At 70.6% G+C, this 13,308-nt stretch carries 10 protein-coding genes; 4 read left to right on the top strand and 6 right to left on the bottom strand.

Annotated elements, in window-relative coordinates; translation table 11 throughout:
- Positions 1-29: 29 nt before the first annotated feature.
- Both bioD and secA read right to left on the bottom strand, forming a co-directional pair.
- Complete coding sequence (gene bioD, locus MFF54_RS23085; protein WP_238306553.1) at positions 30-701, bottom strand: dethiobiotin synthase; 672 nt, start codon at positions 699-701, stop codon at positions 30-32.
- A gap of 82 nt (positions 702-783) precedes the next feature.
- Complete coding sequence (gene secA, locus MFF54_RS23080; protein WP_238306552.1) at positions 784-3,678, bottom strand: preprotein translocase subunit SecA; 2,895 nt, start codon at positions 3,676-3,678, stop codon at positions 784-786.
- 347 nt (positions 3,679-4,025) lie between these two features.
- Between secA and MFF54_RS23075 the strand changes: the two genes are divergently transcribed.
- On the top strand, positions 4,026-4,952 hold the full coding sequence (locus tag MFF54_RS23075) for a peptidylprolyl isomerase (RefSeq protein WP_238306551.1): 927 nt from the start codon (positions 4,026-4,028) through the stop codon (positions 4,950-4,952).
- Positions 4,953-5,096: 144 nt separating this feature from the next.
- On the top strand, positions 5,097-6,620 hold the full coding sequence (ppx, locus tag MFF54_RS23070) for an exopolyphosphatase (RefSeq protein ID WP_238306550.1): 1,524 nt from the start codon (positions 5,097-5,099) through the stop codon (positions 6,618-6,620).
- Positions 6,621-6,754: 134 nt separating this feature from the next.
- Here the strand turns inward: ppx and MFF54_RS23065 are convergent, their stop codons facing one another.
- Positions 6,755-9,088 carry an NADP-dependent malic enzyme gene (locus tag MFF54_RS23065; RefSeq protein WP_283206313.1) on the bottom strand — a complete coding sequence of 778 codons (2,334 nt, stop codon included), beginning with the start codon at positions 9,086-9,088 and terminating at the stop codon, positions 6,755-6,757.
- 66 nt (positions 9,089-9,154) lie between these two features.
- Between MFF54_RS23065 and MFF54_RS23060 the strand changes: the two genes are divergently transcribed.
- Together MFF54_RS23060 and MFF54_RS23055 are read left to right on the top strand one after the other, a co-directional pair.
- Positions 9,155-9,760 carry a CatB-related O-acetyltransferase gene (locus MFF54_RS23060; protein WP_283206315.1) on the top strand — a complete coding sequence of 202 codons (606 nt, stop codon included), beginning with the start codon at positions 9,155-9,157 and terminating at the stop codon, positions 9,758-9,760.
- 44 nt (positions 9,761-9,804) lie between these two features.
- Positions 9,805-10,062, top strand: coding sequence for a DUF3297 family protein (locus MFF54_RS23055; protein ID WP_238306548.1), 258 nt, complete (start codon positions 9,805-9,807; stop codon positions 10,060-10,062).
- Here the strand turns inward: MFF54_RS23055 and MFF54_RS23050 are convergent.
- The 3 genes from MFF54_RS23050 to aspS are packed head-to-tail and all read right to left on the bottom strand — an operon-like array spanning position 10,026 to position 13,096.
- Positions 10,026-10,355: a hypothetical protein gene (locus MFF54_RS23050; RefSeq protein ID WP_238306547.1), complete on the bottom strand. Its 330-nt coding sequence runs from the start codon at positions 10,353-10,355 to the stop codon at positions 10,026-10,028. The genes MFF54_RS23055 and MFF54_RS23050 overlap by 37 nt on opposite strands.
- Positions 10,352-11,233: a glycosyltransferase family 2 protein gene (locus tag MFF54_RS23045; protein WP_238306565.1), complete on the bottom strand. Its 882-nt coding sequence runs from the start codon at positions 11,231-11,233 to the stop codon at positions 10,352-10,354. Before MFF54_RS23045 ends, MFF54_RS23050 begins: the two co-directional genes overlap by 4 nt.
- A 51-nt stretch (positions 11,234-11,284) precedes the next feature.
- Positions 11,285-13,096 carry an aspartate--tRNA ligase gene (gene aspS, locus MFF54_RS23040; protein WP_238306546.1) on the bottom strand — a complete coding sequence of 604 codons (1,812 nt, stop codon included), beginning with the start codon at positions 13,094-13,096 and terminating at the stop codon, positions 11,285-11,287.
- Positions 13,097-13,308: the final 212 nt, after the last annotated feature.

Raw genomic sequence — 13,308 nt, 5'->3', positions numbered from 1 at the left:
CCCACGGACGGGTGAGGATGAGATCCCTGTCACCCGCGCGCCACGTCCGCGAGCGCGACGGGGCAGGGCGCGCCGCGGGCGATGCAGAGGACGGGCGCCGCGACGCGGGGGCGGATCGCCGCCGCGACGGTCTCCGGCGGCGTCGGCGCGCCGGGGCTCTCGCTCACCGCGACCGCCCGCAGCGCCACGCCGTGGAAGCGCAGGGTCTCGCAGGCGGTGAGCGCGTGGCTGATCGCGCCGAGATAGCTGCCGGAGACGAGGAGGGCCGGGATCCCCAGCGCCTTCAGCCAATCGAGGCCGGTGGCCTCGGGCGTGACCGGGCTCATCAGGCCGCCGACGCCCTCGATGATCAGGATGTCCTCGGCCCGGGCGATCTCGGCGCGGCACCACGCCACGAGGTCGGGCAGGGCGAGGGCGCGGCCCTCGAGCGCCGCCGCCTGATCGGGCGCGAGCGGGGCGGCGTAGCGCCAGGGCGAGCAGGCCTCGACGGCCTCGGGGGAGGGGGCGATGCCTTGTGCGGCGAGTAGCCGGGCCGTGTCGCTCGCCGCGAAGTCCGGATCACCGATTGACGGGACGCCGCTCGCCAGCGGCTTCAAGGTGCGGACCCGGCGCCCGTCCGCGATCAGCCGCCGGGTGAGGGCGGCGGTGACGTAGGTCTTGCCGATCTCGGTGCCGGCGCCGGCGATGAACAGGGCGGGCATGGACGACGTTTTGCGATGATCGAGGAGTGCTGCGGCGACCGCTCCCCCTCCCCCGCAGAGGGGGAGGGAGGATTGCGCGGGCTCAGACCTGATAGCTGCCGTGGCAGTGCTTGTACTTCTTGCCCGAGCCGCAGGGGCAGGCCTCGTTGCGGCCGACGCGGCCCCAGGTCGCCGGGTCGGCCGGGTCGCGCTCCAGCACGGCGCCGTCGGCCGAGATCCCTTGCGCCGCGTAGCCGAGCGCCGGGCCCGCACCGCCGTCGCTGCCGGAGCCGCGGCCGAACTCGTTCTCGCCGGTCACCGGGTCGAGGTGCTGGGCGAACATCGGGGGCAGGGCGGGCGACTCGCCCGGGAAGGGCTGGCCGCCGGCCTGGTCCGGCTCCTGGAACATGATCTCGACCCGCGAGAGCTGGCCGGTGACCTGCTCGCGGAGCGAGGCCACGAGGCTGTTGAAGAGATCGAAGGCCTCGGACTTGTACTCGTTCAGCGGGTCGCGCTGGGCGAAACCGCGCCAGCCGATCACCTGCCGCAGGTGGTCAAGCGTCACGAGGTGCTCCCGCCAGAGGTGGTCGAGGGTCTGGAGCAGGACCTGCTTCTCGATATAGGCGGAGACCTCCGCGCCGTTCCGCTCGGCGCGCTCGGCGTAGGCCTCGTCGGCGAGCTTGCGCAGGCGCTCGCGGATCTCCTCGTCGGCGATGCCCTCTTCCTTGGCCCAGTCCTCGACCGGCACGTCGAGGTTCAGCACCTCGGAGACGCGCTGGCGCAGGCCCGCGGTGTCCCACTGCTCCGCGTAGGCGTTCTCGGGGATGTGGCTCGCCACGAGGTCGTCGATCACGCCGTGGCGCATGTCGTCGACGGTCTCGCGCACGCTGTCCTGGCCCATGAAGTCGCGGCGCTGCTCGAAGACGACCTTGCGCTGGTCATTCATCACGTTGTCGTACTTGAGCACGTTCTTGCGCATGTCGAAGTTGCGCGCCTCGACCTTCTGCTGCGCCTTCTCGATGGCCTTGTTGATCCAGGGATGGATGATGGCCTCGCCCTTCTCGAGGCCCAGCTTCTGCAGCATCCCGTCCATGCGGTCGGACCCGAAGATCCGCATCAGGTCGTCCTGCAGCGAGAGGTAGAACTTCGAGCGTCCGGGATCGCCCTGGCGGCCCGAGCGGCCGCGCAGCTGGTTATCGATGCGCCGGCTCTCGTGGCGCTCGGTGCCGATGATGTAGAGGCCGCCCGGCAGGTCCTTCTTGCGGCCGGCCGCAGGATCGGCCGGCTCGCCGGTGGCCAGAACCTTGGCGCGGTTCTCGGCGATCTCGGCCTTGATCGCCTCGATGGCCGCGTCGCGCTCGGGCCCTTCGGCCATGCCGGCGAGCTCCTTCTCGACCCGCATCTCGACGTTGCCGCCGAGTTTGATGTCGGTGCCGCGGCCGGCCATGTTGGTGGCGATGGTGATGGCACCCGGCACGCCGGCCTCGGCCACGATGTAGGCCTCCTGCTCGTGGAAGCGGGCGTTCAGCACCGCGAAGCGCTTGGTCACCCGGCCCTCGCGGGCGGCAGCGTAGACGTCGGTCAGCGCGTTCGGGTCGGAGTAGTCGAGCGCCTTGTAGCCGTGCTTGCGCAGGAGGTCGGCAAGGTACTCGGACTTCTCGATCGAGCCGGTGCCGACGAGCACGGGCTGCAGCCGGGAATGGGCCCGGTCGATCTCCTCGATGATCGCCTCGTACTTCTCCTCGACGGTGCGGTAGACCTGATCGTCCTCGTCGACGCGCTCGACCTCCTTGTTGGTCGGGATGTCGACCACTTCGAGCTTGTAGATCTCGGCGAACTCGTCGGCCTCGGTCGAGGCGGTGCCGGTCATGCCGGCGAGCTTCTTGTAGAGGCGGAAGTAGTTCTGGAAGGTGATCGAGGCGAGCGTCTGGTTCTCGGGCTGGATCGTCACCCGCTCCTTGGCCTCGAGCGCCTGATGGAGCCCTTCCGAGTAGCGCCGGCCCTGCATCATGCGGCCGGTGAACTCGTCGATGATCACCACCTCGTCGTTGCGGACGATGTAGTCCTTGTCGCGGGTGAACAGGGTGTTGGCCCGGAGCGCCTGGTTCACGTGGTGGACGAGGCTGACGTTGTGGGCGTCGTAGAGGTCGCCCTCCTTGAGGATGCCGGCCTCGCGCAGGGCTTCCTCGATGAACTCGTTGCCCTCCTCAGTGAGCGAGACGGTGCGCTGCTTCTCGTCGAGGTCGTAGTACTCCTTCCGGAGCTGCGGCATGATCGCGTCGACCGCGACGTAGAGCTCCGAGCGGTCGTCCACCGGCCCCGAGATGATCAGCGGCGTGCGCGCCTCGTCGATGAGGATCGAGTCGACCTCGTCCACGATGGCGAAGTTGTGCCCCCGCTGCGCGAGCTGCGAGAGCTCGTACTTCATGTTGTCGCGCAGGTAGTCGAACCCGTACTCGTTGTTCGTGCCGTAGGTGATGTCGCAGGCGTAGCTGTGCTTGCGCTGCTCGTCGTCGAGCCCGTGCACGATGGTGCCGACGGTGAGCCCCAGGAAGCGGTAGACCCGGCCCATCCACTCGGCGTCGCGCGAGGCGAGGTAGTCGTTCACCGTGACGACGTGGACGCCCTTGCCCGAGAGCGCGTTCAGGTAGACGGGCAGCGTCGCCACCAGGGTCTTGCCCTCGCCGGTGCGCATCTCGGCGATGCCACCCTCGTGCAGCACCATGCCGCCGATCAGCTGCACGTCGAAGTGGCGCTGGCCGAGGACGCGCTTGGCGGCCTCGCGCACCGTGGCGAAAGCCGGCACCAGGATGTCGTCAAGGGTCTTGCCGCCCGCGAGTTCCGCCTTCAGCATGTCGGTGCGCGCGCGCAGGGCCTCGTCCGAGAGCGCCTGAAGCTCGGGCTCCAGCGCGTTGATCGCCGCGACGCGCGGGCGGTAGCCCTTGACGCGGCGGTCGTTCGAGGAGCCGAAAATCTTCTTGGCGAGATTGCCTAGCATCGTGAACCTACGGACGCGCGAGCCCGTGGGCGGCGTGCCGCCACGGGCCGGTCTTGGCTGAGTTGGCCGGGCTTATAGAGGTAAACATCGGGCCGCGCACCTGAAAGAGGCGGCACCCACAGGCGGGCGCTTTCGCGGCCTCCGCACGGCGCGGATACCGGCTGTCCGAGGGCAGTCCTCACGATCGGGTGTTCCGCGTCAGGACTGATCTGCCGCAACGCTTGCGTTCGGAACGAGGCCAAGCCACCTGTGTCGCCGAAAGCCGCGCTTCATGCCCGCCGAGACATCGTCCGGGGGCCCGCACCCGCGGAGCGCGCGGCCGCCGTACGCCGAGGAATCCCGACGCCATGACGAAGCCGACCCATCTCCTGCGCGCCAGCGCCCTCGCGCTCGCCCTTGCGGTGCCCGGGCTCGCCGCGGCCCAGGCCCCGGCCGGCAAGGCGCCCGAGACAAAGGCCGCCGAGACCCCGGTCCCCGCGCCGATCGCGCCCGACACGGTGGTGGCCAAGGTCAACGGCCAGCCGATCACGGGCGGCGACCTCAGCGTCGCCTCCGACGACCCGGCCCTGTCGCTGCCGGGCGTGGACGAGGCGCAGAAGCAGGGGCTGCTGGTCGATTACCTCGTGGATCTGAAGGTCGGCGCCCAGGCGGCCGAGGCTGCCAAGGTCGGCGAGACGCCGGACTTCAAGCGCAAGCTCGCCTATTTCCGCGACAAGCTCCTGCTCGACGAGTACCTTGAGCGCGAGGCCAAGAAGGCGGCGACGCCCGAGGCCGCGAAGGGCGTCTACGACCAGAGCGTCAAGCTGATGAAGCCCGAGGAGGAGGTGCACGCCCGCCACATCCTCGTGGACAACGAGGCCGAGGCGAAGAAGATCGCCGCCCGCATCAAGGGCGGCGAGGATTTCGGCAAGGTCGCGGCCGAGACCTCGAAGGATCCGGGCTCCAAGACCGAGGGGGGCGACCTCGGCTGGTTCACGAAGGAGCGGATGGTGAAGGAGTTCGCCGACGCCGCCTTCAAGCTGCCGGTCAATCAGGTCTCGGACCCGATCAAGACCCAGTTCGGCTGGCACGTCATCAAGGTCGAGGAGAAGCGAGTGAAGCCGCTGCCGACTTTCGACGAGCTGAAGGAGCAGATCGACCAGCACCTGATCCGCAAGGCGCAGCAGGACCTGATCCTGAAGCTGCGCCAGGACGCGAAGATCGAGCGCACGGCAGCCGCCCCGCCCTCGCCGAGCGAGCAGAAGCCGGAGGCCGCGGAGCCGAAGAAGCCGTAGGGCGGATCGGGCTCGGGGAGGCTCGGCGGCGCGGGGAAAACCGGCCTCCGCGCACCGCCTCCGGTTCCACGCGCCGCGTTTTGCCTCTAGCTAGTGGCCCCGGGCCACGCCGGTGGGGCGGGCGAGCGACAAGGATCGGCGGATTTGGATCTTCATCCTGCCACCTCCCACGCGGCCGGCGACCGGCTGGACCCGATCGCGATCATCGACATCGGCTCGAACTCGGTCCGCCTCGTCGCCTACGACCGGCTCGGCCGGTCGCCGACCCCGATCTACAACGAGAAGGTCCTGTGCGGCCTGGGCCGCAACGTGCTCACCACGGGCCGTCTCAACGAGGAGGCGGTCCGGCGGGCGCTCGCCGCGCTTGCCCGCTTCCGGGTCCTCTGCGACACGATGGGGGTGAGGCGCCTGCACGTGCTGGCCACCGCCGCCGCGCGCGACGCCGAGAACGGCCCGGATTTCCTGGAGGCCGCGCGGACGGCCTGCGGCACCGAGATCCAGCTCCTGTCCGGCCGGCGCGAGGCCGAATTGTCGGCGCTCGGCGTGATCTCGGGCTTCAACGCGCCAGACGGCGTGGTGGGCGATCTCGGCGGCGGCTCGCTCGAACTCGTGGACGTGCGGGGCGCCGTGGTGGGGCAGGGGGTCACGATGCCGCTCGGCGGCCTCGCCCTGCAGGACCTCTCGGGCGGCTCCCTGAAAAAGGCAGCGAAGCTCGTGCGCGAGCACATGCGCAAGGCCGCCCCGCAGCTCGAGACCCTGAAGGGCCGGACCTTCTACGCGGTCGGCGGCACGTGGCGGGCGCTCGCCCGCCTGCACATGGCCGCCCGCCAGTACCCGCTCCACGTCATGCACGGCTACACCGTCGAGCCCTCGGACGAGCTGAGCTTCCTGCAGGTGGTCGAGCAGTCCGACGCCGCCCAGCTTCAGGACGTCGAGGCGATCTCGGAGGCGCGCCGGCCGCTGCTCGCCTACGGCGCCGTGGTGCTGGAGGAGATCATCCGGGTCGGGCGCCCGCGCGAGATCGCGATCTCGGCGACCGGCGTGCGCGAGGGCCTGCTCTACGAGCAGCTCGACCGCGACGCGCGGGCAGCGGACGCGCTGATCGCCTCGGCGGCCGAGCTGAACGCCCTGCGGGCGCGCTCGCCCGGTCACGCCGAGGACCTGATCGGCTGGACCGACCGCTTCGTGGAGAGCCTCGACGGACCCGAGACGCTCGACGAGCGCCGCCTGCGCCACGCCGCCTGCCTGCTCTCCGACCTCGCTTGGCGGGCCCATCCCGACTACCGCGGCGAGCAGAGCATCGCCCTGATCCAGAACGGCGCCTTCACGGGCATCGACCATCCGGGCCGGGCCTATCTGGCGCTGGCGGTTGCCCTGCGACACGACGGCGTGGCGCCGGAGAAGGCGAGCCCGGTCCTGCGCGCGCTCGCCGGCCCGCGCCTGTTCGAGCGGGCACGACTCCTCGGCGCGCTGCTGCGGGTGGCCTTCCCGCTCTCGGCGGGGATGGGCGGCGTGCTGGGCCGGACGCCGCTTGCCGCGACAGACAGGGCCGTGACGCTGCGCCTGCCCGCGGAGGCCGCGTCGCTCGGCAGCGACCGCCTGCTCAACCGTGTGCGCGGTCTCGGTCGGCTGATCGGTCGGGAGGGGAAGATCGAGGTGGAGAGGTAGGGCGCTTCGCTCTCAGCCGCGCGATCGCGGCGAAGCGGCCGCCGGGCGCAGGCCTGGGCCGGGCCCGCTCTCGCTCACTAGAAAACCCGCGCCCTATCCGGGCGCGGGTCACTTGGTCGGAGCGCTTCTTATTCTTACTCCGCCTGCAACCCGGCACCGGCCTCGGCCGCGTCCTGGCTCGCATCGACCGCGCCGCCCTGCGCCTCGACCACCGCCGCCACCGTCACGTTGACGATGCCGCGCGCCGTCACCGAGGGCGTGAGGATGTGGGCGGGCTTGGCCGGGCCGATCAGCAAGGGCCCCACCGGCAGGGCGTCGGCCAGCACCTTGGCGAACTGGAAGGCGATGTTGGCCGCGTCCAGGTTCGGGAAGATCAGCACGTTGGCCGAGCCCTTCAGCCGCGAGCCCGGCAGGACGCGGTCGCGGATCAGCTCGGAGAGAGCCGAGTCGGCCTGCATCTCGCCGTCGACCTGAAGGCTCGGCGCCCGCTCCTGCAGGAGCGCCAGGGCGGCGCGCATCTTCCGGGCCGAGCTCGAGTCGGACTGGCCGAAATCCGAGTGGCTGAGCAGCGCGATCTTCGGGGTCTGCCCGAAGCGGCTGACGTGGTTGGCGCAGGCGAGCGCCACCTCGGCGATCTCCTCCTCGGTCGGGTCCGGCCGGACATGGGTGTCGGCCAGGAAGAAGGCGCCCTTCTTGGTGACGATGAGGCTCATCGCGGCGCACTGCGTCAGGCCAGGCTTCAGCCCGATCACGTCGCGGATGATGCGCAGGCGCGTCTCGAACCGGCCCTCCAGGCCGCAGATCAGCGCGTCGGCCTCGCCGCGGCGCACGGCGATCGCGCCGATCACCGTGGTGTTGGTACGCACCAGCGTGCGGGCGGCCTCCGGCGTGATGCCGCGACGCCCTGCGACCTCCAGATAGGTCTGCACGTAGGCGCGGTAGCGCGGATCGTCCTCGGGATCGATCAGCTCGAAGTCGCGGCCCTCTTGGATCGAGAGGCCGAAGCGCTTGAGCCGGGTCTCGACCACCCGCGGGCGCCCGACGAGGATCGGCTTGGCCACCCCGTCCTCGACGAGCGCCTGCACGGCGCGCAGCACGCGCTCGTCCTCGCCCTCGGCGTAGATGACGCGCTTCGGGGCCTCCTTGGCCTTCGAGAAGAGCGGCTTCATGATGAAGCCGGAGCGGTGCACGAACCGGTCGAGGGATTCGGCGTAGGCGTCGATGTCGGCCACCGGGCGACCGGCGACACCCGAATCCATCGCGGCCTTCGCGACCGCGGGCGCGATGCGCAGGATCAGGCGCGGGTCGAACGGGCTCGGGATCAGTGAGCGGGGCCCGAAGGGCCGGGCCTCGCCACCGTAGGCGCGGGCCACCACGTCGGAGGGCGTCTCGCGGGCGAGCGCCGCGATCGCCTTCACGGCGGCGATCTTCATCTCCTCGTTGATCTTGTGGGCGCCGACATCGAGCGCGCCCCGGAAGATGTAGGGGAAGCAGAGGACGTTGTTGACCTGGTTCGGGAAGTCCGAGCGCCCGGTGCAGATCATCGCGTCCGGCCGCGCCTTCTCGGCCAGATCCGGCATGATCTCCGGGTAGGGGTTGGCGAGCGCCATGATCAGCGGCTTCTCGGCCATCTTCTCGAGGTACTCGGGCTTGAGCACGCCGCCGGCCGAGAGGCCGATGAAGATGTCGGCGCCCGGGATGACGTCGGCCAGCGTCCGCGCCTCGGTCTCCTTGGCGTAGACGTCCTTCCAGCGGTCCATCAGCTCGGGGCGGCCCTTGTAGACCACGCCCTTGATGTCGGTGACCGTGATATTCTCGACCTTGGCGCCGAGCGAGACGAGGAGGTTGAGGCAGGCCAAAGCCGCCGCGCCGGCGCCCGAGGTGACGATCTTGGCCTCAGTGAGCTTCTTGCCGGCGAGTTCGAGGGCGTTGAGGACGGCTGCCGCCACGATGATCGCGGTGCCGTGCTGGTCGTCGTGGAAGACCGGGATGTTCATCCGGGCCCGGCAGCGCTCCTCGACCTCGAAGCACTCGGGCGCCTTGATGTCTTCGAGGTTGATGCCGCCGAAGGTGGGCTCCAGCGCGCAGACCACGTCGACGAGCTTGTCGACGTCGAGCTGGTCGACCTCGATGTCGAACACGTCGATGCCGGCGAACTTCTTGAACAGGACCGCCTTGCCCTCCATCACGGGCTTGGAGGCGAGGGGCCCGATATTGCCGAGGCCGAGCACGGCGGTACCGTTCGACAGGACCGCCACGAGGTTCTGGCGGATCGTGAGGGTCGCGGCCTCCTGCGGGTCCTCGTGGATCGCCATGCAGGCGGCGGCCACGCCCGGCGAGTAGGCGAGCGCGAGGTCGCGCTGGTTGCCGAGCGGCTTGGTGGCCTGGATCTCCAGCTTCCCGGGCTTGGGCAGGCGGTGGTAGACGAGCGCCCCGGACTTCAGGTCCTCGGACATATTCTCGGCCATGGCCCCAACTCCCGCTCGCTCGCAGACTCTGCGCACACCCCTCGGCGGCGCCCGTTGAAGGCCCTGTTGCACCGGCTGCGCAGTGGGCGCAACCCGCACAACGAGACACGCATCCACCTCGCGAAACTGGTTCGGCGATACGGGTTCTCCATCGGCGCCTATTCCTATGGCAGGCCGAAAGTGCGCTTCGCGGATTCCGGCCGGCGGCTGACGATCGGCCGCTATTGTTCCATCGCCGACAAGGTCGAGATCCTGCTGGGCGGAGGCCACCGGCTCGACTGGGCGACGACCTACCCGTTCGCCGCGATGGACGCCCTGTTCCCCGACGCGCGGGCGCCGGAGGACTACCATGTGGCCCGGGGCGACGTGACGATCGGGCACGACGTCTGGCTCGGCTCCGGCTGCCTGATCCTGCCGGGCGTCACGGTCGGCCACGGGGCGGTGGTGGCCGCGCGCGCCGTGGTCACCCGGGACGTGCCGCCCTACGCGGTGGCCGTCGGCAACCCGGCGCGGGTGGTGCGCACCCGCTTCGACGCGGCGACGGTCACCGCGCTCCTCGACGCGGCCTGGTGGGACCTGCCGCACGCGACGGTGAGCGGCCTCGTGCCGCTCCTCTGCAGCGACCGCACCGACGACCTGCTGGCGGCGCTCGCCGTTGCGCGGCGGCCTTGAATCGCCTACCCGCGGGGTTCGGTTTCCAGCAGACGTACAGACCCATGTCCGACACGCCCCCCGATCGCCTCGCCGCCAACCCGAACAGCCCGTACTACGACGAGAAGCTGCTGGAGCGCGGCGTCGGCGTGCGCTTCAAGGGCGTCGAGAAGACCAATGTCGAGGAGTACTGCGTCAGCGAGGGCTGGGTGCGGCTCTCGGCCGGCAAGACGCTCGACCGTGCCGGCAACCCGATGACCGTGAAGCTGAAGGGGCCGGTCGAGCCCTACTTCCGCGATGCGGCGGAAGCCCCCGAGGCCTGAGCCGCCACGCGCCTGAGCCCGCCCGCGTAGTCGCGCAGAGCCGCCTCGACCATCGCGGCGACCTGGGCCTCCGTCTTCGGCTCCCGGACGACGAGGCTCGCCAGCACCTCCGGATGCCCGCGCCGCTGCTTCGGCGTGCGGGCATGGTTCGAGAGGCGCAGGCGCCAGGGATCGTCGCCCCGCGCCAGATAGAGGCTGTCGCCGCGCGCGTTGCGGGCGACCTCGCGGAAACCGTGCGCGGTGAGAAGGCGCGCCGCGCGGGCGAGGGCGGCCGGCGGGGGCAGGGCGCTCATCGCACGTCCCCGTCCAGCCCCTCGCGCGCGAGCGCGCTGCTCCCCCGGAGCGCCGCCAGCGCCCCGGCCGCCGCGCCGCCGTAGCGCTCCCAGCCGGCCCGGCGCAGGACGAGGAGCGCGAGGATCGCCTTCAGGCCGTTCGTCAGGAACGTGCCGAAGCTCGGGTCCGGCAGGCCGTACTTGCGGGCGACATAGGCCTGCGACCACGCGATGTGCCAGCGGGCGCGGAAGACCCGGCCGCGCTCGGGCGCCGAGGAGCGCCCCCGCCCGTGCAGCGCCTCCGCGCCGTGGACGTGGACCAGCGCGCGGCCCGCATCGGCCACGCGCCGGCAGAGGTCGTCGTCCTCGTAGAACAGGAAGATCGCCGCGTCGAAGCCGCCGAGATCGAGGAACAGCGCGCGCTCCACCATCAGGCAGGCGCCCGACAGGAAGGGCGCGCAGGCGTCGCCCGCGGGCGGGTCGCGACGGCCGGACGGGTTCTGCAGGTAGGGCGCCAGGAAGGACTGCGCCTGGAAGAAGAAGCGCCCGTCCGGCTCGACGATGCGGGGCGCGTAGAGCCCCGCATCCGGGTAGGCCGCGGCCGCCGCGCGGAGCGCCGCCACGGCCCCGGGGCGCAGGATCAGGTCGGGATTGACGATGAGGACATGGGCCGCGCCGGCGGCGGCGCGCACGCCGATGTTGTTCGCCCGGCCGTAGCCCTCGTTGCGGGCGTTGCGGATGACGCGGGCGCCGAGGCGCTCGGCCAGATCCGCCGAGCCGTCGCGGCTGGCATTGTCGACCACGATCGTCGGCACGCCCTCGGCGCGCAGTGCCGCGAGGCAGTCGGGCAGCGCGTGGGCGCTGTCGTGGGCGACGACGATCGCGACGAGGTCTTGCACGGGAACCACCGCGTCTCCCTCCCCCGCGGAGGGGGAGGGCTGGCGTTGCGCCTACTTCTTCTCCGGCAGGTTCAGCCGGATGTGCAGCTCGCGCAGCTGCTTCGGCGTCGCCTCCGAGGGGGCGCTCATCATCAGGTCCTCGGCGCGCTGGTTCATCGGGAACAGCACCACCTCGCGGATGTTCGGCTCGTTGCAGAGCAGCATCACGATGCGGTCGACGCCCGGCGCAATGCCGCCGTGGGGCGGGGCCCCGAGGCGCAGCGCGTTCAGCATGCCGCCGAACTTCGCCTCCAGCACGTCGCGCCCGTAGCCGGCGAGCCCGAAGGCCTTCTCCATGATCTCCGGCTTGTGGTTCCGGATCGCGCCCGACGACAGCTCGATGCCGTTGCAGACGATGTCATACTGGAAGGCCTTGATGCCGAGGATCGTCTCCGCGTCGCCCTCGCCGAGCTTCAGGAAGGCGTCGTGGTCGAAGTTCGGCATCGAGAACGGGTTGTGCGAGAAGTCGATCTTCTTCTCGTCCTCGTTCCACTCGAACATCGGGAAGTCGGTGATCCAGCAGAAGGCGTACTGATCCTTGTCACTCAAGTTCAGATCGTCGCCGATGCGGATGCGGGCCTTGCCGGCAAGCCCCGCCGCCTTGGCCTCGGGGCCGGCCGCGAAGAACACCGCGTCGCCGGCCTTCGCATTGGCCTTCCGGGCGATGCGCGCCTGGATCTCGGCCGGGATGAACTTGGCGATGGGGCCGCGGCCGGTGAGCGTGCCGCCCTCGTCCTCGAACACGATGTAGCCGAGGCCGGGCGCGCCCTCGGAGCGGGCCCAGTCGTTCAGCTTGTCGAAGAAGGAGCGGGGCTGCGAGGCGGCACCCGTGGCGGGGATCGCCCGGACCACGCCGCCCGACTTGATCACGCCCTTGAACGCCTTGAACTCGACCGCCTCCTCGGCGAACTCGTCCGTGACGTCGGCGATGACGAGGGGGTTGCGCAGGTCCGGCTTGTCGACGCCGTACTTCAGCATCGCGTCCGCGTAGGTGATGCGCGGAAATTCCTTCGTGACCCGCTTGCCCTCCGCGAACTCCTCGAACACGCCGCGCAGCACCGGCTCGACGGATTGGAACACGTCCTCCTGCGTGACGAAGCTCATCTCGATATCGAGCTGGTAGAACTCGCCCGGGCTACGGTCGGCGCGCGCGTCCTCGTCGCGGAAGCAGGGCGCGATCTGGAAGTAGCGGTCGAAGCCCGCGATCATCGTGAGCTGCTTGAACTGCTGCGGCGCCTGCGGCAGCGCGTAGAACTTTCCGGGGTGCAGACGCGACGGCACGAGGAAGTCGCGCGCGCCCTCCGGGCTCGACGCCGTGAGGATCGGCGTCTGAAACTCAAAGAAACCGCCGTCGCGCATGCGGCGGCGAAGCGCGTCGATGATCGCGCCGCGCTTCATGATGTTGGCGTGCAGCTTCTCGCGGCGCAGATCGAGGAAGCGGTAGCGCAGCCGCGTCTCCTCCGGGTACTCGACGTCGCCGAAGACCGGCATCGGCAGCTCGGCCGCCGCGCCCAGCACTTCGAGGTCGTCGATATAGACCTCGACCGCGCCCGTCGGCAGCTCGGCGTTCTCGGTGCCGGCGGGCCGGGTGCGCACCCGGCCGTCGATGCGGATCACCCACTCGGAGCGCACGGCCTCGGCCGCCTTGAAGGCCTTGGAATCGGAATCCACCACGCACTGCGTCAGGCCGTAATGGTCGCGCAGGTCGATGAACAGCACGCCGCCGTGGTCGCGGATGCGGTGGCACCAGCCGGAGAGGCGGACGGTGTCGCCGACGTCGGACGGGCGGAGCGCCCCGCAGGTGTGGGTACGGTAACGGTGCATGGCAGGCTCTCGGGAACGAGGCCGGCACCATTCACGGGAGACCCACCAAGTCAAGCGCGCGCCGCGATTCCGGTAGTCTCCGGGGGCCGGAATCGGGGGTGGATCCCCATATGATGTCCATGAACGCGCACGTCTTTTCCGATTTTCGGGCGGCTCGACCCGAGCCCGCCGCACCCGCGGCTCCGGCCTGGCATCTCCTGCCGCTGGAGGGC

The sequence above is a fragment of the Methylobacterium gregans genome (genome assembly GCF_022179245.1).
Classification (GTDB): Bacteria; Pseudomonadota; Alphaproteobacteria; order Rhizobiales; family Beijerinckiaceae; genus Methylobacterium; species Methylobacterium gregans.
The sequence above is the reverse complement of the archived record's forward strand: the minus strand, read 5'-3'. Positions and strand labels throughout refer to the sequence as shown.